The organism is uncultured Christiangramia sp., from assembly GCF_913046405.1.
In the GTDB taxonomy this organism is placed as follows: domain Bacteria; phylum Bacteroidota; class Bacteroidia; order Flavobacteriales; family Flavobacteriaceae; genus Christiangramia; species Christiangramia marina.
Map to the genome: position 1 here is coordinate 1 of NZ_CAJWRQ010000045.1, position 22,564 is coordinate 22,564.

Annotated in this window: 29 protein-coding genes and 2 pseudogenes; 11 read left to right on the forward strand and 20 right to left on the reverse strand. The window is 36.8% G+C overall.

Annotated elements, in window-relative coordinates:
- The 8 genes and pseudogenes from QZ620_RS07550 to QZ620_RS07575 all read left to right on the forward strand — a co-directional run.
- Positions 1 to 1,698: PAS domain S-box protein (locus QZ620_RS07550; protein WP_295180401.1), on the forward strand; the 1,698-nt coding region annotated here is incomplete at its 5' end.
- Positions 1,699 to 1,710: 12 nt separating this feature from the next.
- Positions 1,711 to 1,953: pseudogene (locus tag QZ620_RS13865) on the forward strand (PAS domain-containing protein); the annotation flags it as partial.
- 85 nt (positions 1,954 to 2,038) lie between these two features.
- A pseudogene (locus tag QZ620_RS07555) lies at positions 2,039 to 2,413 on the forward strand (hypothetical protein); the annotation flags it as partial.
- Positions 2,414 to 2,561: 148 nt separating this feature from the next.
- On the forward strand, positions 2,562 to 2,714 hold the full coding sequence (locus tag QZ620_RS13870) for an ATP-binding protein (protein ID WP_366935449.1): 153 nt from the start codon (positions 2,562 to 2,564) through the stop codon (positions 2,712 to 2,714).
- Positions 2,701 to 2,928, forward strand: coding sequence for a hypothetical protein (locus QZ620_RS07560; RefSeq protein WP_295180405.1), 228 nt, complete (start codon positions 2,701 to 2,703; stop codon positions 2,926 to 2,928). The genes QZ620_RS13870 and QZ620_RS07560 overlap by 14 nt, the downstream gene beginning before the upstream one ends.
- The gene (locus tag QZ620_RS07565) at positions 2,903 to 3,100 is read left to right on the forward strand and encodes a hypothetical protein (protein ID WP_295180407.1); all 198 of its coding nucleotides are present in this window, start codon (positions 2,903 to 2,905) and stop codon (positions 3,098 to 3,100) included. The genes QZ620_RS07560 and QZ620_RS07565 overlap by 26 nt, the downstream gene beginning before the upstream one ends.
- Before the next feature lie 65 nt (positions 3,101 to 3,165).
- Positions 3,166 to 3,603: a PepSY-like domain-containing protein gene (locus tag QZ620_RS07570; protein WP_295180408.1), complete on the forward strand. Its 438-nt coding sequence runs from the start codon at positions 3,166 to 3,168 to the stop codon at positions 3,601 to 3,603.
- A 2-nt stretch (positions 3,604 to 3,605) separates the two neighbouring features.
- On the forward strand, positions 3,606 to 4,640 hold the full coding sequence (locus QZ620_RS07575; protein WP_295180410.1) for an MBL fold metallo-hydrolase: 1,035 nt from the start codon (positions 3,606 to 3,608) through the stop codon (positions 4,638 to 4,640).
- Here QZ620_RS07575 and QZ620_RS07580 read toward each other — a convergent pair.
- Positions 4,637 to 5,257, reverse strand: a complete 621-nt coding sequence (locus QZ620_RS07580; protein ID WP_295180412.1) for an SOS response-associated peptidase — start codon at positions 5,255 to 5,257, stop codon at positions 4,637 to 4,639. The two genes, QZ620_RS07575 and QZ620_RS07580, sit on opposite strands and share 4 nt — an antisense overlap.
- A gap of 62 nt (positions 5,258 to 5,319) precedes the next feature.
- On the opposite strand from QZ620_RS07580, the gene QZ620_RS07585 reads away from it, so the two are divergent.
- Positions 5,320 to 5,805, forward strand: coding sequence for a peptide-methionine (S)-S-oxide reductase (locus tag QZ620_RS07585; protein ID WP_295180414.1), 486 nt, complete (start codon positions 5,320 to 5,322; stop codon positions 5,803 to 5,805).
- Here the strand turns inward: QZ620_RS07585 and QZ620_RS07590 are convergent.
- The 5 genes from QZ620_RS07590 to QZ620_RS07610 form a co-directional block, all read right to left on the reverse strand.
- Positions 5,802 to 6,152 carry a DoxX family protein gene (locus QZ620_RS07590; RefSeq protein ID WP_295180415.1) on the reverse strand — a complete coding sequence of 117 codons (351 nt, stop codon included), beginning with the start codon at positions 6,150 to 6,152 and terminating at the stop codon, positions 5,802 to 5,804. The genes QZ620_RS07585 and QZ620_RS07590 overlap by 4 nt on opposite strands.
- A gap of 55 nt (positions 6,153 to 6,207) precedes the next feature.
- Complete coding sequence (locus tag QZ620_RS07595; RefSeq protein WP_295180417.1) at positions 6,208 to 6,699, reverse strand: DUF4251 domain-containing protein; 492 nt, start codon at positions 6,697 to 6,699, stop codon at positions 6,208 to 6,210.
- Positions 6,696 to 6,899, reverse strand: coding sequence for a hypothetical protein (locus tag QZ620_RS07600; RefSeq protein WP_295180418.1), 204 nt, complete (start codon positions 6,897 to 6,899; stop codon positions 6,696 to 6,698). Before QZ620_RS07600 ends, QZ620_RS07595 begins: the two co-directional genes overlap by 4 nt.
- Positions 6,900 to 6,968: 69 nt before the next feature.
- Positions 6,969 to 7,823, reverse strand: a complete 855-nt coding sequence (locus QZ620_RS07605) for a formate/nitrite transporter family protein (RefSeq protein ID WP_295180419.1) — start codon at positions 7,821 to 7,823, stop codon at positions 6,969 to 6,971.
- A gap of 27 nt (positions 7,824 to 7,850) precedes the next feature.
- The gene (locus tag QZ620_RS07610; RefSeq protein ID WP_295180420.1) at positions 7,851 to 8,306 is read right to left on the reverse strand and encodes a nucleoside deaminase; all 456 of its coding nucleotides are present in this window, start codon (positions 8,304 to 8,306) and stop codon (positions 7,851 to 7,853) included.
- A 189-nt stretch (positions 8,307 to 8,495) separates the two neighbouring features.
- Between QZ620_RS07610 and QZ620_RS07615 the strand changes: the two genes are divergently transcribed.
- A complete protein-coding gene (locus tag QZ620_RS07615) occupies positions 8,496 to 8,795 on the forward strand; it encodes an HPF/RaiA family ribosome-associated protein (protein WP_295180421.1) in 300 nt (99 codons plus the stop codon).
- Positions 8,796 to 8,865: 70 nt separating this feature from the next.
- Here QZ620_RS07615 and QZ620_RS07620 read toward each other — a convergent pair whose 3' ends face one another.
- From QZ620_RS07620 to QZ620_RS07685, 14 genes are all read right to left on the reverse strand, one after another.
- On the reverse strand, positions 8,866 to 10,851 hold the full coding sequence (locus tag QZ620_RS07620) for an aconitate hydratase (protein WP_295180423.1): 1,986 nt from the start codon (positions 10,849 to 10,851) through the stop codon (positions 8,866 to 8,868).
- Positions 10,852 to 11,171: 320 nt separating this feature from the next.
- Complete coding sequence (locus QZ620_RS07625) at positions 11,172 to 11,888, reverse strand: hypothetical protein (RefSeq protein ID WP_295180425.1); 717 nt, start codon at positions 11,886 to 11,888, stop codon at positions 11,172 to 11,174.
- A gap of 81 nt (positions 11,889 to 11,969) precedes the next feature.
- Positions 11,970 to 12,521, reverse strand: coding sequence for a 4'-phosphopantetheinyl transferase superfamily protein (locus QZ620_RS07630; protein ID WP_295180427.1), 552 nt, complete (start codon positions 12,519 to 12,521; stop codon positions 11,970 to 11,972).
- Positions 12,518 to 12,769: an acyl carrier protein gene (locus QZ620_RS07635; protein WP_295180428.1), complete on the reverse strand. Its 252-nt coding sequence runs from the start codon at positions 12,767 to 12,769 to the stop codon at positions 12,518 to 12,520. Before QZ620_RS07635 ends, QZ620_RS07630 begins: the two co-directional genes overlap by 4 nt.
- Positions 12,770 to 12,772: 3 nt before the next feature.
- A complete protein-coding gene (locus tag QZ620_RS07640; protein ID WP_295180430.1) occupies positions 12,773 to 14,047 on the reverse strand; it encodes a beta-ketoacyl synthase in 1,275 nt (424 codons plus the stop codon).
- Positions 14,044 to 14,490, reverse strand: a complete 447-nt coding sequence (locus QZ620_RS07645; RefSeq protein WP_295180433.1) for a hydroxymyristoyl-ACP dehydratase — start codon at positions 14,488 to 14,490, stop codon at positions 14,044 to 14,046. Before QZ620_RS07645 ends, QZ620_RS07640 begins: the two co-directional genes overlap by 4 nt.
- An 11-nt stretch (positions 14,491 to 14,501) precedes the next feature.
- Positions 14,502 to 15,296: an SDR family oxidoreductase gene (locus QZ620_RS07650; protein WP_295180435.1), complete on the reverse strand. Its 795-nt coding sequence runs from the start codon at positions 15,294 to 15,296 to the stop codon at positions 14,502 to 14,504.
- A complete protein-coding gene (locus QZ620_RS07655) occupies positions 15,290 to 16,342 on the reverse strand; it encodes a type III polyketide synthase (protein WP_295180437.1) in 1,053 nt (350 codons plus the stop codon). The genes QZ620_RS07650 and QZ620_RS07655 overlap by 7 nt, the downstream gene beginning before the upstream one ends.
- Before the next feature lie 4 nt (positions 16,343 to 16,346).
- A complete protein-coding gene (locus tag QZ620_RS07660; protein ID WP_295180438.1) occupies positions 16,347 to 17,054 on the reverse strand; it encodes a methyltransferase domain-containing protein in 708 nt (235 codons plus the stop codon).
- Positions 17,047 to 18,171 (reverse strand): FAD-dependent monooxygenase, encoded by a 1,125-nt coding sequence (locus QZ620_RS07665; protein WP_295180439.1) that lies wholly within the window; start codon positions 18,169 to 18,171, stop codon positions 17,047 to 17,049. The genes QZ620_RS07660 and QZ620_RS07665 overlap by 8 nt, the downstream gene beginning before the upstream one ends.
- A 75-nt stretch (positions 18,172 to 18,246) precedes the next feature.
- Positions 18,247 to 18,951 (reverse strand): OmpA family protein, encoded by a 705-nt coding sequence (locus QZ620_RS07670; RefSeq protein ID WP_295180440.1) that lies wholly within the window; start codon positions 18,949 to 18,951, stop codon positions 18,247 to 18,249.
- A 14-nt stretch (positions 18,952 to 18,965) separates the two neighbouring features.
- Positions 18,966 to 19,448, reverse strand: a complete 483-nt coding sequence (locus tag QZ620_RS07675; RefSeq protein WP_295180443.1) for a lipocalin family protein — start codon at positions 19,446 to 19,448, stop codon at positions 18,966 to 18,968.
- A gap of 81 nt (positions 19,449 to 19,529) precedes the next feature.
- On the reverse strand, positions 19,530 to 19,691 hold the full coding sequence (locus tag QZ620_RS07680) for a DUF1328 domain-containing protein (RefSeq protein WP_026916217.1): 162 nt from the start codon (positions 19,689 to 19,691) through the stop codon (positions 19,530 to 19,532).
- Between the two features lie 130 nt (positions 19,692 to 19,821).
- Entirely contained in the window at positions 19,822 to 21,828 is a 2,007-nt protein-coding gene (locus QZ620_RS07685) for a dehydrogenase E1 component subunit alpha/beta (RefSeq protein WP_295180445.1), read from the reverse strand.
- Between the two features lie 125 nt (positions 21,829 to 21,953).
- On the opposite strand from QZ620_RS07685, the gene QZ620_RS07690 reads away from it, so the two are divergent.
- Positions 21,954 to 22,564: 2-oxoglutarate and iron-dependent oxygenase domain-containing protein (locus QZ620_RS07690; protein ID WP_295180447.1), on the forward strand; the 611-nt coding region annotated here is incomplete at its 3' end.

The window sequence follows — 22,564 nt, forward strand, 5'->3', positions numbered from 1 at the left end:
GATAGGCCTGAAAGGCTCGTACCTGCGATACATAATGCAATTAGCCGATGTAAATTAGAACGGGAACGTTCGCAAATGGAAAAGCAGATTCGGTTCAGTGAGAACAGATTTCGTAAACTAGTGGAGTCTTCACATGAAATAGTTTGCATCTTAAACCGTGAAGCCAAAATTACCTATAGTAGCCCTTCAATTCAAAATTTATTCAGAGCTCATACAAGAGTGCTGGGATCCACAATTAATGAAGTTATCAAATTCGAGAATCCTATTCAATTCTATGAATTATTTAATGAGTGTAATTACAATGAGCATCGCATAGAAAACATACTCAACATTGAAATAGTAGATACCATAAGAGTCTTCAGATGTATCTTTAAAAACCATTTTAACGATGAAGGTATTGATGGTGTTATCGTAAAGTTTCGGGATATCACTGAAGAAAAATTGAAAGATAGGCAACTAAGGGAAAAGGATGAAAAGCTTAGAGCTTTCTACGAAAATAGTATTGATGGAATCATCCTGGCGAAAACTAATGGTATTATTACGTCTGCCAATCCTGCCATGTGTTTGATGTTAGGCATGCAAGAGTCTGAACTTATTGGAATGCATAGAAGTGAACTGATACATACCGATGAAGCGAGAGTCGCAGAATTATTAGAAGAACGTCGAATAAGCGGAAAAGCTAAATCTGAACTTGATTTAGTAAAAAAAGATGGGACAATATTTCCAGCCGAAGTTGCCTCATCGATTATTTCATTCAAAAGAGAGGGCAGGAAGATTAAAAAAACCGCTACAATCATTCGGGATATTACGGAACACAAGGAACATGTACGACAAATCAATGATACAGCACAAAAATTAAAATATGCAGAAAAGATTGCCCGAATTGGCTATCTGGAATTAAATCTCAAAGAAAATTCGGTATACTGTTCTGGTGAAGTTGGAAGTATTTTAGAGATCCAATGTGATGATCTTAAAATTGATGAATTTAGAACTCTTGTCTTTCAAGAAGATATTCAGGTTTTTGAAGATCTTAAAGGTTCGGTATTAAACCGTGGTGAAACGAAAAATATAGAATTACGTATTCACGTCTCTAATTCAGGATTTAAATGGTTAAATATTATCGTAAGTCCCTTGATGGATGGGGAAGAAATTGTTGGTGGTAAAGGAACTTTACAGGATATAACCGAAAAGAAATTGAATTTTGAAAAATTAGCCATCAGTGAAAACAGGTATAAGAGTTTGATTCAGTCTCAAACGAATTACTTTGTGAGACTGGACACAAAAGGTAATTTCACATATTGTAATGAACGCTATATAGATGATTTCGGATGGCTATACCCTGGAAATGACCTTATTGGTGAGAATAGTCTAATTAATTCTCTTCCAAGTAGGTATGAGAAGATACAGGAAATCATCACAAAATGTTTAAAAAACCCATTTAGAAATTACCAGATTGAGATTACTAAATTGGGTAAAAACGAACATAATAAAGCTACCATATCGGATATCGTATTTTTAAAGAGCGATAATGGAGAGAGTGAAATACAATGTGTTGGGATAGATATTTCTGATATAGTCAAAGCTGAAGATGAGAATAAGTTTCAAGCTAATATCCTAAGTAAAATAGGGCAGGGGGTGGTAGCAACCGATACTGAAGGGAATATAAAATTCTTTAATGCGGCAGCTGAAAAAATATAAGGCTGGAAATTTGAAGAAGTAAGAGATGAAAAGCTTGTGGAATTAATGTTTCCAGATCTTCATGAATCAGATTTACTAAAAGAAATTTTAGAAAAGCTCTCCTACAATCATACTTTTAATAGTCAGTATAACGGTAGAAAAAGCGATGGAACTGTTTTTCCGGTTCAAATAACCATGTCTGGGATTCTTGATCAGGATGGCAATCTTAGTGGAGTAATCTGTATTTTCTCAGATATAAGCAGACTAAAAATCTGAAAACAAGCTAAGAGAACTTAATGAAAATCTTACTAGCTACACGAATGAACTTGTTAGCGCTAACAAAGGTCTCGAGCAGTTTAGTTATATAGTCTCCCATAATTTACGTGCACCAGTTGCTAATATTATTGGTATTTCTGAGATTATTGCAGATGAAGATATCGATCAAGACATGCGTAATAAACTTGTTTGCGATATGCTTAATAATGTTAAGCGATTGGATACGGTAGTTCGTGATCTTAATAATATTCTTAAGGTCAAAGCCGACTATAATAATTCCAGGGAACTGGTAGATTATAAATGTTTGACAAATAATGTCCTCCATATTACAGGTGCATTGCTTTCTGAAGACCAGATAACTATCAAAACAAATTTTAATGATTTTGATTCAATGCTTACTTCTAGGAGTTATTTGCATAGTGTGTTCTATAATATCATTTTGAACAGTATAAAAGTATAAGCATCCTGAGAGAGAGCTCATTCTTCAAATCTCCAGTAGCTCTGGTATCGAGCTTAATACGTTAACGTTCCTTGATAACGGACTAGGGATCGAATTGGGTAAAAATAGAAAAGAATTATTCTAATTATAAAAAAGACATCATCACCATATAGAAGGGAAAGGAATGGGATTATTTATGGTAAAAACTCAGCTTGATCTAATTGGAGGCAAAATTAGTATTGAAAGTGAACCTAATGAATGGACCAAATTAACTATTCAGTTCCCAAACAAAGTTGTAAATTCAAAAAGTGAAAATCCATGATTATATTATCGTAGATGATGATCCTACCAATAATCTCATCTGTAAATTGGTGATCGAGAAATTCGATTCCAATGCAAGTGTAACAGTATTTCAGAAACCTGAGCAAGCCTTATATTATTTTCCATCTTTAGTAAAAAAGGAAGCTCAAAAAAAAAATTGTCTTATTTCTGGATGTAAACATGCCTACTATGACTTGCTGGGATTTTCTGGATAAATTTCAAATGTTTGATTCCAGCATTAAGAATATATTTGAAATTTATATTCTAACATCGGCTATTGAAGATTTTGAGTTGGAAAAAACCAAATATTCCATGGTCAAAGCCTTTCTATCCAAACCACTTCGGAAAGCCACACTACAGGAACTAGACTTGAATTTCGATACCTGAGAAACTTTATGATTTCGTTTGAAACTCCCTGAAATTAAGTTTTTAGTTTTATAAAAATTACCATTATGAAAAGATTTATATATGCTGGAGTGTTTGCTCTTAGTATCAGCGTGATGAGCTGCCAGGAAAACAAAAAAGAGGAAGATACCGTTCCGGAAGCAGTTAAGACTGCATTTCAGAAGAAATACCCGGGGGAAAATGATCCTGACTGGGAAAAGGATGACCACGGCTACTGGGAATCTCATTTTAAGAAAGACAGAGAAAAATATCGTGCAGATTTCAATGCTGATGGGACCTGGGTAGAGACAGAAAATGATATAAAGAAGAAAGAACTTCCAGAAGTCATATTAGATATCATTAAAAAGGATTATTCAGAATATGAGATCACTGAAGTTGAACATGTACAATCAGCCACCAAAGGTGAGTTTTTCGATGTGGAGTTTAAGCAGAAAGGTAAAAACAAAGATGTCATGTTTAAACCAGATGGAACTATCATCAAATAATTATGTTTGATCAATTTGGTGCTAAAGCATCTGAAGAGAATATAAAGAGATACGAACGATCTGAAAACTGGAAAGAAGCCAGGTTCATGAATCTGGAAAATACCGGAATGGATATCAATATTAAAGATATTCCTAAACTATTGTACAAACAGTTTTTTGAGAAGAATGGTCGGCAGCCTACGAAGGAAATTAAGATCAAAGCTTTTAATTTACAAGAATTTTTAAAGCCTTCAGTAGAAGGTAAAATGATCTGGTTCGGGCATTCTGTGATATTGCTACGTATCAATGGGCTTACAATTCTTATAGATCCAATGCTCGGCCCTAATGCTGCACCAATTTCACCATTTCGCATTAAACGCTTTTCAAATAATACCTTACAAATTCTGGATGAACTTCCGGAGATCGACATTGTTCTTTTATCACATGATCATTATGATCATCTCGATCTTAAGAGCATAAAAAAACTTCAACATAAAACTAAGCTTTTTCATACCGCTTTGGGTGTAGGAAGACATTTGGGAAGATGGGGAATCGAATCTTCTAAGATCACCGAGTATGATTGGTGGGAATATACCAATATTGGAGGCATTGATATAACTTTCACACCAACACGACATTTCTCGGGTAGAGGTATAAATGACAGAGCTCAGGGACTTTGGGGTGGTTGGAATCTAAAAACCGCGACAGAAAATATCTGGTTTAGCGGAGATAGTGGTTACGGTCGTCATTTCCAGGAAATTGGTCACAGATTGGGTCCATTTGATTTTGGATTTATGGAGTGCGGACAATATGATGAGAAATGGAAACAAATTCATATGTTTCCGGAAGAATGTGTGCAGGCAGCCAGAGATGCTCAAGTTAAGAATATGATGCCTGTGCATTGGGCTGGATTTGCACTTTCATTGCATTCCTGGTTGGATCCCGTAGAAAGATTTATCGATGCAGCAAAAGATCAAAAATATTGTATACCGGAACCAGGAGAAGTATTTACAATTCACAGTAACAAAAAAGTAAACTGGTGGGTGCAGTATGATTAATCGATAGGGGTAGCTGTTAGTGGTACATCATATGGAAAGGCAAAATTTCTAAGATCACTACCTTGCAACCAGTTTTTATGATCCTGAGGTTTTAAGACTACCGGCATCCGTTTTTTATTGTTATGAACCTTGCTCATTAATTCGTTGGCTTGTGTAGTTAGAATAGAGTAGGAGTTAATAATATTGTTATTTTCAGGATTCTTCCAGGTAGAAAATATTCCGGCAAAAGCAAATATCTCCTGATCCTTGGGTTCTAAAATGAATTTTTGTTTGGTTTTACCCTTGGGGTCCAGCCATTGCCATTCGTAATAGGCTTCAGCAATCACGAGGCATCTATTATCTACTGAATTTCTGAAAGCTGGTTTTTCTGCTGCAGTTTCTATTTTACTATTTAAAGTCATTTTTTTAATAGAATCATCCTTAGCCCAGAAGGGAATCAAACCCCACTGAAATAGTTGTATTTCGCCAGGACTATCGTAGGTAATTACAGGAGTTTCAGAAAAACTAAATGCATTAATCTCTAGTTGTGGCTGGTATTTATCTGGTTCCAAGAACCTGGCATCCAGTGATTTTTCCAGGGAAAAGATCTTTTTATTCAATTTAGTACGATAACACATAAAACAGTTTTTATAAATTTACGCATTCGTTGAAACTAAGAAGATAGTTAAAAGTTAAATTCATGAAGATAGGACTCGGAGGTGGCTGTCATTGGTGTACTGAAGCAGTGTTTAAAGCTGTTAATGGAGTTCATAATGTACGACAAGGATATATATCTGCTAAGAAATCTCCAGATCAATTCTTTGAAGGAATTATATTGGAATACAATCCAGAATTAGTAAAGCTGGAAGATCTAATCTTAATCCATTTGAAAACTCATCAAAGTATGAAAGATCACAGTATGCGGCACAAATACCGGTCGGCTGTATACGTGTTTCTTAAAATGGAACTGGAAAAAACCAGCAAAGCTTTGAAAATTATTAGCAATAGCATTGGGGCAAAAATAGTTACAAAAGTCCTGGAGTTAGCATCATTTGAGGAATCCCGTCCTGAAATTAGAAATTACTATCAAACAGATCCTCAGCGACCATTTTGCACTAGATATATAAAACCTAAACTAGATTTACTATTCAAGGAGTTTAAAGGGTTACTTGAAGAACAAGGCTAATAATTAAAGGCGTATAATGTATATGCTAAGTAAATATTGAAAATAGCATAGATAAATGAAGGTGCAGATTGTATAAAATTATCTTTTATTTTTCTACGTACTCCATAACCAAAGATCATTAGCACCGCAAGTCCAATTGCGGAACTTATTACCAGGATTTGTTCATAATAATAGCCTGCAAGTAAACCGATAGCTCCAAGAATCTGTAATGTTCCTACAAGTTTAAGGTAACTCGTGAGACCGTAACGTACAAATTCGGATTTCATATGTTTCGTCGTGAAACAGCTTATTCCGAAGAAAAGAAAAGATATAGATGAGAAATAGACTAAAAATGTAAGTGTGCTCAAGAATTCCAGGTATATATATTTGAACTATAATTTATATTATGTAAAATAGAGTAATTTACTCTACATTTTGCTCATCATAAAAGCCTCTATACGAAATATTATCCCGTTGATTCATTAGTAGCTGTAAATTAGATTTTCCATCGGGATACATCGTTATGATATATCTAATCTGTTCAGTCCCAATACTGGTTTCGAATCTCAATTTCACTTTATCTGCGTAGCTGGAATCTATTTCCAGATCATTTAAAATTCCTTCATAACGAATACCTGCTTCAGCATTATATCCCACAGAAAACTGCCTTACTCCAAAATATGGTAAAAAGATATCAATTGAATCCTTTCTAAACCTTAAATGATTATCGTTCGTAAGCAGATTAATCTGAGCGCCACGTAAAGGTAACGCCCAGTTATTTTCTATGTCAAAAGATCTTGATTCAATTAGCAATCGCAACTCGCTCAAGTCTGAAGTGTCGCCTTTGGTGCTTTTACATGCAGAAAGGAGTGCCAGGCTAAGTAATCCAATTATAAATAGAACGTACTTATTCATTCTTCCTCGTTTCCTTCGAGACTATCTAAAGTATCCTGAATTGTCTTGTCTTCTTCATCACTAAGACCATTTTTCTCTTTTTTTACTCTGAGGTTACCATTTTCTCCCTTGTAAAGACTCTCATCTTTTTCATTGAAATTAGATGGTCTCCCTGAATTCTTCTGCCAGTCGGCCTGATCTTTATCGCTAGTGTTTGCCATAATTTTTATCTTAATTTAATTAATTGAGTATCTATAACCTCAGGATTAATTTGAGTTTAACATTCGTTCTTACATCTTAATATTAAATACAAATGCTCTGTACTTTAGTAATGCTACAAATACGGTAGCACCAACAGCGTTACCCGCTAATGCAGTAACCAGGGTTTTTAAATATACCAGAAAAGTAATCTTATCTGAAACTAGCATCCCCGCAAAAATTTCAATATGACCAATAATACTATGATGTAATCCTGTAAAGCCCATTACTGCTGTAATCAGATAAATTATTAGGATCTCCGCCGTAGTTTCCTTAGAAGAAGTGACCAACCAGCTTAAAAGTCCCATTAACCAACCAGCCATAATAGCACTTAAGAAGATTGTTAAGATATCGTAGTCTACAAAGTGTTCACCAATTTTAGCAATGACTTCTGCCTCAAACAAATTCAATCCGGAGCCAAGCCATGAAACTGTAAGAGCTATAAGCATCCCTCCTGCCAGGTTTCCTAAAATAACCACTCCCCAGATCTGGAATAAGCTCCAGACACTTCTACGGTTATTTAATACCGGCAATGCTAATAAAGAAGTCTGTTCTGTAAATAATATGGATTTTCCTAAAACAACCAATATAAAGCCTAAAGGATAAACTAAGGCTATTAGTTTAAATATAGTTTCTTCAGCAACTTTACCTTCCAGAAAGCTGAATAATGAGCATAACATAAGAAAACTAAAACCAATTTCTAACCCAGCAGTAAAGGAACTCAGTAAAATACTACTCTTACTACGATCATAGGTTTCACAACCCTCAATGATCTGTTCTTTTAAAATCTCACCATGTGTTTTAGTCATGGTTTTATCCTGGGAGTCCTGATTGTCTAATTCTCTATTTACTTTATTAGCTTTTTCATTCTTCTGATTGTTATCCATATGTCATTTTGAGTAGGGTAAAATATATTATTTCTTGAGCCAGACCTTTAAGGCCTCATCTCGACATAGCTGAATCATTTTAAACTCCTGATGCCTATTCTCAGTAGTGGAATTATAATACATATCTGAGTAAAGGAATCCATTTTGCTTAGCATCTTCTGCAGAAGCAGCATAGTAAATATAGTCGAAATTTGCCCAATGAGCTGCCCCAAGACACATCATGCAGGGTTCGCAACTGGTGTATAAAACGCAGCCTTCCAGGTTTTTAGTTCCTAATTGCTTGCAAGCTAACTGTATTGCTCTTAGCTCAGCATGCTGTGTGCAATCCTGATCGCCAGAAACTCTATTGTAAGTTGCTGCTATGACCTCTTCTCCTTTCGTGATCACTGCTCCAAATGGACCACCGTTATCGCTTTCAGCTCCTTCTTTTGCCAGGGAAATAGCTCTTCCCATCATCTTCTTTGGTAAGTCCGTTGTTTTCATGTAACAAAAATAATGATTGAACCTGCCCTGCAATGCTTGTTTTATATTCTTTATCTATTTATTAGAAATACTTTAAGTATGTAAAACTGTGCTCTAAATACTTTATTAAAACTTTGCTAAAAGAGCCATAACAGGCTTGGTGTCTCAAGCAATATTGGGTTAATTTAAACAATCAAAAAATTGAATTAAATGGAAACTGTATTTGAATTTGTAGACATCGATAAAAGTGAAAATCTTGAAGCTTTTACTGAAAAGAAACTAGAAAAGCTTGAAAACAAATATGACTGGATCGTAAGAGCAAATATCTATTTTAAACATGATGAAAATCAAAAACCAAATGGATATATTACTGAAGTTAGATTAAGCGCTCCAGGACCGGAAATATTTGCCCAGTCAAACGAGAACTCTTACGAAGCATCTATCGCTGAAACCGTTCGTGATCTGGACAGACAATGTGAAAAACGTAAAGCAAAAATGAGTTCTCACTAGTATTGAGAATCTTATAAAAATTAAAAACCCTCTAATTTGAGGGTTTTTTTAATATATATACTTGAATGAATTATGCAGTTAAATCTTTCTGCTCTAATTTCTCTTTGAATTCATTTATTATTCCACCCTTCAACAGAACCTGAATTTGTCTATCACTCATAGAATGTTTTGTTTCGAAGGTTTCTTCATTTCCATTTTCCTTTTTAACCACCACTTTGATATTATTTCTTTCCTTAATATCTCTTTGAAGATTTTCAAATTTCACGATATCAGCTTGTTCAATCTTTTCATAATCTGATATGTCTATAAATTCCAATGGTAAAATTCCAAAATTCACCAAATTCTGCCACGCGATTCTTGCATAAGAATTCGCTATTACCGCTACCTGACCAAGATATTTAGGAGCAATTGCAGCATGTTCTCTACTCGATCCCTGCGCATAATTATCCTTGGCTACTACAATGTGACCGCCATGGCTTTCTTTAGTATCCATCGCTCGATCATAATAGGTTTCATCAATTACGGTAAATGCATATTTACTAATTTCAGGTAAATTACTTCGGAAAGGTAAAACTTCGGCACCTGCCTTTAATATTTCGTCTGTAGAGACATTATCACCCATTTTCAATAGTACAGGTACTTCATATTCATTTAAAATTGGGTCTATATGCGGTAAGCTCTTTATGTTCGGGCCTTTAACAAGTTCTACATTTGTTCCATCTTCCGGGGGAGCCACCAGCATATCAGTATTAATGATCTCAATCTCCGGATGTTGAAATTTAGGGTATTTCATATCATATAATTTCTCCAGGTCTCTTGGATCTGTGATCTTTCCAGTTAATGCTGAAGCTGCTGCGGTTTCAGGACTGCATAAATGTACCTGGTCATCTTTGGTTCCAGATCTGTCTGGGAAATTTCTAGGCATGGTCCTTAAACTGATGGTTCCGGATGCTGGTGCCTGACCCATGCCAATACATCCCATACATCCAGATTGATGAAACCTTGCTCCTGCCTTAATAAGGTTGGCAAACGCTCTGTTCTCGATCATATTCTGAATCATTTGTCTTGAAGTAGGATTTATATCAAATGATACATCTGTATTCACAGATTTCCCTTCCACTATTGCTCCAGCGATCCAGAAGTCTCTTAGTCCAGGGTTTGCCGAAGATCCTATAACTACCTGGCTAATACTTTTGCCTGCAACCTCAGATACTGGAACAACATTTCCTGGACTGGTTGGAAGTGCTATAAGCGGAATAAGATCATCAAGAATAATTTCATCATGATATTCATATTCACAACCTTCATCTGCCAGTAGTTCTACCCAGTCTGATTCTCTGTCCTGAGATTTTAAAAATCTTTTTGTTTCTTCATCACTAGGAAATACAGTAGTGGTAGCTCCAAGTTCAGCGCCCATATTTGCGATCACGTGGCGATCCATCGCACTTAAATTTTTAAGACCATCTCCATAATACTCGATAACCTTCCCTACTCCACCTTTTACATCATAACGTCTAAGCATTTCAAGAATCACATCTTTGGCACTCACCCAATCTGGTAGATTTCCAGTTAATTTCACTCCCATCACTTCAGGCATCTTTACAAAATACGGCTGCCCTGCAATTGCTGAAGCAACATCAAGACCTCCAGTACCTATCGCCAGCATTCCTAAAGAACCGGCTGCTGGAGTGTGACTATCTGATCCTACCATGGTTTTTCCTGGCTTTCCAAATCTCTGCATATGAACGGGATGGCTTACCCCATTTCCCGGTCTGCTATACCAAAGACCAAATCTTTCAGCCGCGGAATGCAGAAAAAGGTGATCATCAGCGTTTTTAAAGTCGGTTTGAAGCAGGTTGTGATCCACATACTGTACTGCAACTTCTGTCTGAGCTTTCTTAAGTCCCATTGCTTCCAGCTCCAATTGTACAAGGGTTCCTGTAGCATCCTGAAGTAGTGCCTGATCTATTTTAATTCCTATTTCCTTTCCAGGAGTCATCTCTCCTTCCAGTAAATGTTCTTTAATTAATTTTTGGGTGACATTCAATTTTGACATGGTTGGTTATTTTATTCTTTAAGTTATATAGTTTTGGCTGAAGTAAGCAGGAGTTTAACAGAACCTTAGTTAAGGCAGTGATTTTCTTGTTCTTATCCTATGTATGAATCACTATCTAATTATTTCCTGCGGAACTAAATTCTATCAAGTAGAAGTGAGATTGAAGAAGTTATAGTTCAGACTTCCGATAAAGATCAATAGAAAAAAGGTTGTTTTTAAGAGAAACTACATCGACGGATTTGCTGAATTCAGGGCAATCGTGATCGTGTAATGTTTATCTAAACAACCTTTGAATATATTAGATAATAGTATTTATGAAACTAGCTTTTTCCAAGAGAGTTCAGGATATCAATTTGATTTCCTTCTTCTAAATTGAAACCAGGTTTTCCCTTGCGTGGAAATAGAAAGCTGAATTCAGTATCGAAAGCAGCCCAGCTTTCAGCTAAACCAAAATCGTTATTTGCGTTAGTCTTTTCAGGTCTGGAAAAAGTATTCAGATCAGAAGAATAATCAGATCCTACCGCGTCTTCTCCTGGAAACAACATTCCGTCATTAATTTCAGAATAAACAACTACAGATGCTCCACTGGCACCTGGAAGGTCAAATATATTAATAGAGAAACTGTCCAGTACAGGATCTCTTTTCGTAATATCTTTTGTTTTAAAATCGTCTTTAATGTTATTTCTTGGATGAGCATAAATTGCAGCACCACCAGCATCTTCAGAAATAGTTTTCAAATCTGCATAAGCTGTTTTCAGAATAACATCACAGGTGATTAAGATACCTTTGATCTGGTAACCTTCTTCCACAAATTTCTTTACGGCAGCTTTTGAAGATTTTTCAACAACATCAATTAAAAGTATATCTCTTCTATTTAAATGTCTTATAGCATAACCTTGATTGTACTTACCATCCACTTCATCTCCCTTGATAAGAAAAGTATCAGGGATCATTTTCAAAAATTTTCCCTGTTCGCCTTGTTCAATAAACTCAGCTGACTGACTGTGAACGATCTCCATTTTATCTACTTGCTTCATAATTTTTATTTTTGATTTCTTGATTGAAGATACAAAAGAGGCGAAGAGACAACAACGGAGTTTTTAAATGTTTAACTGCTTTTAGCAGTTAATTAACGGAAAGCAAATCGCAGCAAACCTGCCATGATGTGTGATCGAAATTGGCAAGTTGGCCCCGAGATGTTTCAGAAACAATTCTGGAATTCCAATGTGATTTTTTCGGAGTTCGATATTTCGAAGATCGAGGTCTGTTCGAATAGCAAACTCTTTTATAAAATCGGATTTATAATTAGTAGAATATGGAATTTTTATATGATCTAAATTTTTAAACTCAAGCCAGGAATAAATATGATTCTCGTCCTGTTCTAAATTAATGCTATAGTTCTTCTGCTCTTTAATAACACATAGATTATAAAGATCACATTCATAAGTGACCGGATCAAGCCTGGCTGGAATTTGAAAGAGCCTTTGATGAGCTTTATAAGCCGTTTCCTTCATCGACCACATTTTCCAGATTGCCAGTTCCGGATGAGACTGTGAATAAATTTGACTAATTTCACTATCTGTAAAAACTTTGGATAAAAAGCGATCATTTTTTAATCTTGGTTTACCCAACACGATCTCAAGATCTATGAGGTCATTTCCAATGATCAATCATTCAGTTTTTTGATGATGATATCCCTGGCGTCACCTACGGTCATCATTCCTTCCATAGATTCATTATCGATTTCAATATCAAATTCATCTTCAACATCCAGTACTACATCTACAAGATTAGCAGAATTGATCTCCAGGTCATTCAAAAAGTTGGTGCTTTCATCAAATTCTGAAAGACCCTCTTTTCGCTGAGTATATGGAGTGACGATCGTTTTAATCTTAGAAATTATATCCCGATTGGTCATCTATTATTTTTTATACCGTTTAAAGATAGTAACCGCGTTTACATCTCCAAAACCAAAACTAGCTTTAGCTGCAATATTAATATCGTAGTCCATTGTTTTCTTCGGAATACAGGAGTCGTCAATCAAAGCTGTTATATCTGTATGAATATCTTCGCAGTTTATATTTCCGAATACATATTGATTTTTAATCTGAAGTATACTTGCAACACTTTCAATTGAACCAGAAGCACTCAAACAATGTCCGGTCATTCCTTTAAGAGAATTAATCTTCGGAAAATATACTCCTGAAAGTCCGAGGGCAGAAGTCCAGTTCTTGATTTCTGTAGCGTCTCTTGTAGTAGCTGTGAGATGACCATTGATATAGTCTATATCTTCAGTCTGAATTCTAGAAAAACTGATTGCATCCTTTATACATCTTTGCACTGCTTCATTATTCGCTGCGGTCATACTTCCACCAGCTCTCTGACCGCCACTATTGATAGCTCCACCAAGTACTTCCGCATAAATATTAGCCCCTCTTTCCAAAGCAGAATCCAATGATTCAAGTAGCAAAGCTCCTGCCCCACTACCCGGCACAAAGCCCGAAGCAGTTGCGCTCATTGGTCTGGAAGCTTTTTCCGGATTATCGTTGTACTTACCCGGAAGAATCCTCATCGCGTCAAATCCTCCCCAAACATAAGGGCCATCATCGCCGCAACTTCCAACCAGCATTCTTTCAGCCTTTCCTGAGATTATCCGGTCGTACCCCATGATGATCGCTTCACTTCCTGTAGTACATGCAGAAGAATTTGTGGTTACCTGGTTACCGCAACCAAGCATTCCGCCCAAATAAGCGCTGATACCGCTGGCCATTGTCTGAATCACACTAGTGCTTCCCAATCTTCTGGTTTTTCCGGCATCAATCAGATGAATTGCTTCTCTAAATTTATCTACTCCCAGAATTCCTGTACCAAAAATGATCCCTGAATTCCAGTCAGGTTCCTCTTCCGAAGAAATTGGAAGCATAGCATCTTTCCAGGCATCTACACCAGCCATCACTCCATAAATGAGTCCGCTGCTATTTAAACCTTTTTGTTGAAGTGGATTGAAATAATTGTTTATCATCTCCTGAGTAACCGGTGGCTTCCCTCCTATCTGGCAGCTGAAATTAAGATCTTTTAAATCTTGGTAGAATTTAATTCCGCTAGTGCCGTTCCTCAAAGCCTGGTCAAATTGATTAAGGCCTATTGCATTTGGCGCGGCAACCCCTAATCCAGTAATCACAACTCTTCTACTCATGATTTAGATTTTAAAATCATTCCCGAAATTTCACCCCGGCATAAAATATTATCCTGAGTATCTGTCATGATCACCATGCACTTTAATTTATTAAATCTAAAATATTTTTTTTCAGACTTTACAAATACTTTTTCTCCGGGATAAACGGGTTTTATAAAATCTACGTTCGAAGATGTCATTGCAATTCTAGGGGTTCCTGAAGCAGCCTCCTCCTTACTTACCAAGTAGATTCCAAGGGATACCACACCAATTTGGGCCATACATTCAGCCAGGATCACTCCCGGAGTTACGGGATTTTCCTTAAAATGTCCACGATAAAAATCATGTGATTTATCAAAAAAGTAATTGCCCTCAATAGCATTCTCGCTTATAGAGGTTATTTCGTCTACAAATAGAAAAGGTGCTGAATAAGGTAATTTGGAAACTATATCTATGCTTTTCAAGGACTGCGAATTTACATTAAATGCTCACCGCCGTTAACAGGAATAATACTGCCGGTGATCCAGGAAGCTTCATCTTTACTCAGTAAATAGACCACGTTTGCGACATCATCCGGAACCGTCAATCTTTTGAATGGATTGTGTTTTAAAGCATGCTCCCTTAGCGTTTGATTGCCCGGAATCATTTGAAAAGATCTAGTAACCGTTATACCAGCCTGAATACAATTTGCGCGGATACCTTTTTCAGCAAATTCAAGAGCAATACCTCTGGTTAAGGATTCCAGGGTTACTTTTGCTGCTGAAACTGCAGCATAATTTTTCCATGCCTTTTTGTTTCCTTCACTGGTAAAAGCAATCACACGTGCATCTTTCGCGAAAAGGTCATTTTTATATAGTTCCTGAGTCCAGTCGTACAAGCTTAGTGCCATGGCATCTATGGTCAATTGAAAATCAATATTGCTTAGAGTTTGTTCTTCTCCTAGCATTGGCTTCAAATTTCCCTTTGCGATACTATGTAGAAGGGTTCTAACCTTACCATGTTTACCAAGAGATTTCTTGATATTTAGAACGAGTTCATTCCTGTTCTCCTTCTGAATTGCATCTGTATTAAAACTACGAAATTCCACACCGGTTTTGCGTATACTTTCAAAGGCGTCTTCGATATCTTCAATTTCAGATCTTCTGTCGCGGTGAATTATAATTATGTTCATTCCGTGGTTTGCAAGCTTCTTTGCGCTGGCATACCCAAGACCACTGCTACCTCCAAGTATGACCGCCCAATAATCTGTATTTCTGAAGTCTTTTACCATTCTATCAAAATTCGTTGAGCAGAAAAACCAGGTCCAAAACTTAACATCAAACCCTGCTCGCCCTTAGCAATATCTTTATCCAGAAATCTTTCCAGAACATAAAGTACCGTGGCGCTGCTCATATTTCCGAATAATTTCAATACTTCGCGAGTATCGTAAATATTCTTACCTAAGTTACCAAAAAGTTCAGAAACAGTCTGCACTATTTTTTTTCCACCTGGATGAAATATTAAATGATCCACTTTTTCTATAGAAGACCCATGTTTTTCGAGAAAAGGATGAACGATTTTCGGGAAATGCTGAGAGATAGTTTCAGGAACTGCCGGATCAAGAATCATTTGCAGACCTTCATTCTTGAGATCGAAGCCCATCATTTGCGTCGCATCATAGAAATGGTACATTTCTTCTCCAATAATTCTCGGGCTATCAAGACCTTCTTCAGAAGAAAGTAATACACAAGCCGCCCCATCCCCGAAAATTGCGGCACTTACCATATTCGCCATACTTAGATCTGAAAGTTGAAAGGTGGCTGTAGGACTTTCAACCGCAATAACAGCGGCACGTTTTCCGGGATTTGATTTCAAAAAATTGTGAGCATATATCATACCGGAGATACCTGCCGCACAGCCCATTTCGGTAACTGGCAAACGAGTAATATCCTGTTTCAATTTTAATTGGTTGATCAAATAAGCATCGAGAGAAGGAATCATGATTCCAGTACAACTTACGGTTATAATATAATCGATACTTTGAGCATCCCAGTTTGCCGCAGCCAGCGACTTTATTAAAACCTGGCTACCCAGCTTCTTAACCTCTCTAACATAAATATTATTTTTATCCTCGAATGAAGTCATAGTAAAGACTTCCTCAGGATCCATGATCGAATAGCGCCTATCTACGGCTGCTCCTTCAAAAATCTTGACAATTTTTCTACGGAATCTGTCATCCTGTTCACCAAGCCAATCTTCTACCAGGGGAATGATATGCCTGGTTTCCCGAGAATATTCCGGTAATTGCTTTTCGACATTTACTATATGTACACTCATCCTTTTATTTGTTAATGATCCATAAATATCTGAAAGCCCATTTCCATTCGATCGAGTAGGTATCCACTTTAATGGTATTCATGTATTTATTAATATCATGCTCCTTAAAACCTCTCAAAATTGAGATGAGGCCGTCTTTTCTAGCAATTTCGTTGTTCACAAATACCGCGCAGAACAATTGAAACAATCTGTAAGCTAATGCTGAACGTTGCAGGTCATTGATGATCACTGCTATATTAGACTGATCGTAGAACTGATGCAAAATTTCCGGAATCTGGGAATCCTTGAAATGATGCAATGTTAGCGTACACATCACCACGTCAAATTTTGAACTGCGAAATTCTGAACTAAAAATATTCTGAGTTACAAAATCTAATTCAGGATAATCTGTGGATAAATCTTGTGCAATTACGATGGCAAATGCATTCGCATCTACACCTGTCAATTTTAATTTCAACTTCTCCATTCTGCCCCAATCTGCTATTTTTCGAAGCATCGCGCCATTACCACAACCCACGTCTACGATTGAGATTTTTTTATTTTTATCAAGATCCAGTTGCTTCAGACCATCAATACTAATTTGATTACCTCCCAGCCAGGAATTGACCTTTTCAAGATCCTCCAGAGTAATTCTCAATTCTTCACCTCTAAAGTCAAAATCGTCCATGATCTCCGGCTCAAGAGATCTTTTTGTTGTATCTATTTCAGACATGCATTTGTTTTCCGTGGGTTAGTTTAATGATCTTTGGTAATAATCCGGGTACTTTCTGAACAAAACTTTGAGAGAAATTGCTCAGTTTTTGGTGCATTAGTACCTTCTGAAGTATCCTGCCAGTTTTCATTCTTATTCTAAAATTATTTTTCCAGGAATAAGCGTAGTTTGATTCTACCCTTTCACGATTCTTAGGATTAAGTTTAAACTCTAATAAGGCTTCCGAAGCCATCTTAGCGCTACGTATGGCCATTGCCATTCCATTACCAGATAAAGGATGAATTAAACCTGCAGCGTCCCCGATCATAATAATATGATCCTCGACCAATTCCTTATTATCAAATGAAATTTGTGCGATACTCAGGGGTTTTTCGAAGATCATTATTGAATTCTGAAAGAAATCCTTTAAATACGGATTGCGGCTAAGAACCTTGTTCTCATATGATTTGATGTTACCATATTTCTTGAATGATTCATAAGCAGCCAGATAACAAACATTCACGGTACCAAGATCGGTTTTTGATAGTCCGCAATATCCTCCCTGAAAGTTATGCAATGCAACCAGATCATCAGGAAAATCGTGATTTTCGTAATGCGCCTTAACAGCCATCCATGCAGATTTTTTATTTATAAAAGATCGCCTCAGGCGCTTATCAAGACTGGATCTCTTGCCATATGCACCTAACACAAAATTTGCTTCGAGAGTCTGACCATCCTTGCAATGAACTAAAAAAATGTCCCCATAAAATTTACAATTTTCAGCAGTAGTCTGGATAATTTCACCTCCCGCGTCTAAAAATTTCTGATACAATAAATGATCTAAAGTGTATCTGCTTATACCCATTCCTCCAAGATCTAGTTTACATTCCAGCATATTACCCTTCTGGGTGCTAAATTGCATTCTTGAAAGTTCTGGGAGGTGAACACTCCCTAGATCAAGCCCGAGAAATTCTAAGTATGGTTTTATTTCATTAGATAAGTACTCTCCACATACCTTATGTCCTGGATATGAGTCTTTCTCAATCAAACAAACATTCGCGCCTGAGTTCACGAGATGTATCCCCGCAACAAGACCTGCAAGTCCCCCTCCCAGTATAATAACATCCCTTGAATTCATTCTTTGAATTTACTTATTAATCACAAAAAATCCCGGTATAAACCGGGATCTTTCAGAAATTATTTAAACATAATCTTAATTACCTTCCTGCTGCTCGGCCTGTTCTTTCGCTTCTTCCTTTAATTCATCATTCGCAACTATAGCAAGCTCTACTCTTCTATTCTTTGCTCTTCCATCAGCAGTAGAATTATCATACTTTGGTTGAGTCTCACCATACCATTTGGTAGTAAATCTTCCTTTCTCAATTCCGTTATCTACAAGGTATCCAGTTACTGCTTGTGCTCTGTTTTTAGATAGAGTAAGATTATAACTATCACTACCTGTATTATCGGTATGACCTTCAACAAGTACGTTTGTTTGAGGATATTCTTTAAAAATACCAGCAAGCTTATTCAATGCTTCCTGAGATTTCGCGTTGATGGTATATTTCTCGGTGTCAAAATAAACTCCACTATTCTCATCAAAAGTAACGTTGATACCTTCACCAACTCTTTCAACTTCAGCTCCAGGAATCTCGTTCTCGATCTTCTTAGCCTGTTCATCCATTCTGTTACCAATGATGGCTCCGGCTGCTCCACCAACTACACCACCAATGATAGATCCAAGAGCAGAATTCCCATCTCCGGTGTTATTTCCAATAACTCCACCAATTACGGCTCCACCTGCAGTACCTATCACGGCACCTTTTTGTTTATTGTTTGCGTTCTTTACTGCATCACATCCAAATAAAAGTGTGGATGCAAAAAGTATTACGAACATTCTATTAATCACTGTTTTCATAGCTTTCTGTATAATTATTGTTTAGTAAAATTCATTTTGATTGTAAACGGTGAACCATCAAGACTCACTGTTTGTGACCAGGTCATATTAGTATCAGTTAAACTTTGTAAGTTCAGTCTGAATCCTTCATTTCCCGTTGTAGATTTGTAATCTTCATTAGTAGGCTTCAGAAGAAAATCATAGATTCCCTGAGGGGTATTCTCTTCATCGATAGACCAAATAAACTGGTTTGTTTCCCCGTCGCAACCTGTTCCCGAAACTGTATAAGTTCCTCGGTTATTATTGGATACAAAATCCCAGTTGCTGTTTTCAAAACAGGAAGCCTGAGCTTCGTTGAATAGAGTCACGTTAAACTGACCGGGATTATTTGGATAGGTTACACTTGTTAGTGTCCACTGACCATCAAAGCTCTTTCTAGCCTCTTTGGCAACTTTACTCGTTCCTCCACAGGAAGCAAGCAGTCCAATTGTTGCAAGTAAAATAAATATCTTTTTCATGTAGGATTTGATTTAAAAGTAAAAATCCAATGTGACAAGGATTGTTCCGAAGCACACTGGATTTAGAATGTTATTGTTCGATTATCTTCTGAATAAACGACTTAGTAATGAGATTACCAGAAGTACAAGGAAGATATAAAAAATGATCTTCGCGATATCTGCTGCACCGTCTGCAATTCCTCCAAAACCGAAGATTGCGGCAACGATTGCAATAATCAGAAAAATGACGATTAAACGTACCATAATGTATAGATTTATTGATTAGTTGAATCTAAATTACAGCAGTAGTAAGGCGTCAACAAAAGATTATTAATTATTTAACAGAGAATGTGTTAACTAATCTTAATTATCTCAATTTAATGATAAAAGCTTGCTAATAATTCAATAATTCCTGCAATTTTGATTTAAAGCGATCCTTTGGTAAGTATTGATTTTCCAGCTCTTTTGCGAACGGGATCGGTGTTTCCAGAGAACCCACTCTATATACTGGGGCATCAAGACTCTCAAAGCATTCTTCAGAGATCATTGCAGCAATTTCTGAAGCAAAACTACCCGTTAATGAATCTTCTGTTAGCACGATCGCCTTTCCTGTTTTCGTAACAGATTTACAAATTGCTCTATTATCAAGCGGTTGTAAACTTCGAAGATCAAGCAGATCTGCAGAATCTATTTTCAACTCATCCAGTATTTCCATGGCCCAATGCACACCTGCACCATAAGTGATGATAGTAACATTGCTACCCTCTCTAATCAAGGAGGCTTTTCCAAATTCTGTAGTGTAATATCCTTCTGGAACTTCCTGCCTGATACTTCGATAAAGAGCTTTGTGCTCGAAATATAATACGGGATTAGGATCATTAAATGCGGTATTCAACAAACCTTTCGCATCAGCAGGAAAAGCAGGATAAATGACTTTTAATCCGGGGATTTTTGTAAACCAGGCTTCGTTTGTCTGGCTATGGAATGGTCCTGCACCTACACTGCCGCCACAAGGCATTCTAATGACCACATCGGCATTCTGGTTCCAGCGATAGTTCACTTTAGCAAGATAATTCACGATTGGATTGAATCCTGAACTTACAAAATCACTAAATTGCATTTCAACCATAGCTTTCATGCCCTTAATGGATAAACCCATGGCAGTACCCACTATTGCCGACTCACATATTGGCGTATTGCGAATTCTTTCCTTACCATATTTATGAAGCAAACCATCAGTAATCTTAAAAACACCACCGTAATCGGCAATATCCTGTCCCATAAGTACCAGATCGGGATGACGTTCCATAGATCCTGAAACAGATTCAGCAATGGCATCTATAAATCTCAACTCTGAAGTTGTAGATCCAGGCTGAACTTCTTCAAAATTATAATTAGCGTACACGTCATTCAATTCAGTTTCCAGATTGGCGGAGACGATTGCTTCAGAATTAGCGATATCGAGATGCTCGTTGATCTCCAGTAAAATTTTTTCTTTAATTTCTGAAATCTGGTCATGGGATATAATTTTATGTTCCAGAAGGAAATTTTCAAAATTGATCACAGGATCTTTTGCCTGCCACTCATCCATTAATTCCTGCGGAACATATTTGGTACCACTGGCTTCCTCATGTCCTCTCATTCTGAAAGTCTTGAATTCCACAAGAACCGGCCTTGGTTCAACCCTCATACTTTCAGCTATTTCTGAAATTTTCTCATAAACTTCGAGAATATTGTTACCATCAATGATATGCGCTTCCATCCCGTAGCCAGCACCGCGATCTGCAAGGTCCTTACATCTATACTGTTCTGTAGTTGGAGTTGAGAGTCCGTAACCATTATTCTCGATACAGAACAAAACAGGTAGATCCCAAACAGACGCTATATTCAAAGCTTCATGAAAATCACCTTCGCTGGTACCCCCTTCACCTGTAAACACTGCAGTTACAGATCCTTCATTTTTGAGTTTGCTAGCAAGTGCAATACCATCTGCCACTCCAAGCTGTGGTCCAAGATGAGAGATCATTCCTACTATATTAAATTCCTGTGTTCCAAAATGAAAACTCCGATCTCTACCCTTTGTAAAACCAGAGGCTTTCCCCTGCCATTGAGCGAATAAGCGCTTTAATGGAATTTCCCGGGTAGTAAAAACACCTAGATTTCGATGCATAGGTAAAATATACTCATGCTTATATAAAGCTCTGGTAACTCCTACAGAGATCGCCTCCTGCCCAATTCCACTAAACCATTTACTAATTTTACCCTGACGCAGCAAGATCAACATTTTTTCTTCGATCATTCTGGGTTTTAAAATGGCATAATACAGATCTTGCAGTGTCTCGGTATCATGAATACTGGATTTGTATTGTATGTTGGTTTGGGAAGTATCTACGGAAGACATAAATTATAATTTGTTCGATAAATGTAAGTAAAATTATAAAGTTGAATGGAGTCTAAAAATCCATGAATTACTTAATTTTACTTAACTTTGTTTGTTACCTAAAATTTTAAAAGCGCTATATGGCAATGAATAATATTCCCAGTGTAGATCTCGCCGATTTTCTTTCGGAAGATCCTAAAAGAAAAGAAAAGTTCGTTAACGAGATTGGTAAAGCTTATGAAGAAATAGGTTTTGTAGCTCTTAAAAATCATTTTTTAAGTGATAATCTGGTTGATAATCTTTACAAAGAAGTAAAATCTTTTTTCGACTTACCGGTTGAAACTAAGAAGAACTATGAGATTGAAGGGCTGGCTGGACAAAGAGGTTATATTTCCTTCGGAAAGGAGCATGCTAAAGGTAAAAAAGAAGGAGATCTGAAGGAGTTCTGGCATTTTGGACAGGAACCTTCAGAAGATGCGAAACTGTCTGAAGAATATCCTGAAAATGTACAGGTTGAAGAATTACCAGATTTTAATGAAACTGGGATGGAAGCTTATAGAATGCTGGAAAAAACTGGTATTTACGTGCTTCGTGCCCTTGCTTTATATATTGGTTTAGAAGAGCATTATTTTGATTATTGGGCAAGTAATGGAAACAGTATTTTAAGACCAATACATTACCCACCAATCACGGAAGAGCCAAAGGGAGCTGTTAGAGCTGGAGCTCATGGTGATATCAATTTAATTACTCTTTTGAT

What these genes read in the sequence shown, in the direction of transcription:
- QZ620_RS07670 (WP_295180440.1), bottom strand. Translation starts at nt 18,951, where the DNA reads ATGAAAACAGTGATTAATAGAATGTTCGTAATACTTTTTGCATCCACA.
- QZ620_RS07675 (WP_295180443.1), bottom strand. Translation starts at nt 19,448, where the DNA reads ATGAAAAAGATATTTATTTTACTTGCAACAATTGGACTGCTTGCTTCC.
- QZ620_RS07610 (WP_295180420.1), bottom strand. Translation starts at nt 8,306, where the DNA reads ATGAAAACAACGGACTTACCAAAGAAGATGATGGGAAGAGCTATTTCC.
- QZ620_RS07625 (WP_295180425.1), bottom strand. Translation starts at nt 11,888, where the DNA reads ATGAAGCAAGTAGATAAAATGGAGATCGTTCACAGTCAGTCAGCTGAG.
- QZ620_RS07635 (WP_295180428.1), bottom strand. Translation starts at nt 12,769, where the DNA reads ATGACCAATCGGGATATAATTTCTAAGATTAAAACGATCGTCACTCCA.
- QZ620_RS07665 (WP_295180439.1), bottom strand. Translation starts at nt 18,171, where the DNA reads ATGAATTCAAGGGATGTTATTATACTGGGAGGGGGACTTGCAGGTCTT.
- QZ620_RS07575 (WP_295180410.1), top strand. Translation starts at nt 3,606, where the DNA reads ATGTTTGATCAATTTGGTGCTAAAGCATCTGAAGAGAATATAAAGAGA.
- QZ620_RS07680 (WP_026916217.1), bottom strand. Translation starts at nt 19,691, where the DNA reads ATGGTACGTTTAATCGTCATTTTTCTGATTATTGCAATCGTTGCCGCA.
- QZ620_RS07685 (WP_295180445.1), bottom strand. Translation starts at nt 21,828, where the DNA reads ATGTCTTCCGTAGATACTTCCCAAACCAACATACAATACAAATCCAGT.
- QZ620_RS07650 (WP_295180435.1), bottom strand. Translation starts at nt 15,296, where the DNA reads ATGGTAAAAGACTTCAGAAATACAGATTATTGGGCGGTCATACTTGGA.
- QZ620_RS07660 (WP_295180438.1), bottom strand. Translation starts at nt 17,054, where the DNA reads ATGTCTGAAATAGATACAACAAAAAGATCTCTTGAGCCGGAGATCATG.
- QZ620_RS07565 (WP_295180407.1), top strand. Translation starts at nt 2,903, where the DNA reads ATGACTTGCTGGGATTTTCTGGATAAATTTCAAATGTTTGATTCCAGC.
- QZ620_RS07570 (WP_295180408.1), top strand. Translation starts at nt 3,166, where the DNA reads ATGAAAAGATTTATATATGCTGGAGTGTTTGCTCTTAGTATCAGCGTG.
- QZ620_RS07655 (WP_295180437.1), bottom strand. Translation starts at nt 16,342, where the DNA reads ATGAGTGTACATATAGTAAATGTCGAAAAGCAATTACCGGAATATTCT.
- QZ620_RS07620 (WP_295180423.1), bottom strand. Translation starts at nt 10,851, where the DNA reads ATGTCAAAATTGAATGTCACCCAAAAATTAATTAAAGAACATTTACTG.
- QZ620_RS07605 (WP_295180419.1), bottom strand. Translation starts at nt 7,823, where the DNA reads ATGGATAACAATCAGAAGAATGAAAAAGCTAATAAAGTAAATAGAGAA.
- QZ620_RS07615 (WP_295180421.1), top strand. Translation starts at nt 8,496, where the DNA reads ATGGAAACTGTATTTGAATTTGTAGACATCGATAAAAGTGAAAATCTT.
- QZ620_RS07640 (WP_295180430.1), bottom strand. Translation starts at nt 14,047, where the DNA reads ATGAGTAGAAGAGTTGTGATTACTGGATTAGGGGTTGCCGCGCCAAAT.
- QZ620_RS07595 (WP_295180417.1), bottom strand. Translation starts at nt 6,699, where the DNA reads ATGAATAAGTACGTTCTATTTATAATTGGATTACTTAGCCTGGCACTC.
- QZ620_RS07600 (WP_295180418.1), bottom strand. Translation starts at nt 6,899, where the DNA reads ATGGCAAACACTAGCGATAAAGATCAGGCCGACTGGCAGAAGAATTCA.
- QZ620_RS07585 (WP_295180414.1), top strand. Translation starts at nt 5,320, where the DNA reads ATGAAGATAGGACTCGGAGGTGGCTGTCATTGGTGTACTGAAGCAGTG.
- QZ620_RS07580 (WP_295180412.1), bottom strand. Translation starts at nt 5,257, where the DNA reads ATGTGTTATCGTACTAAATTGAATAAAAAGATCTTTTCCCTGGAAAAA.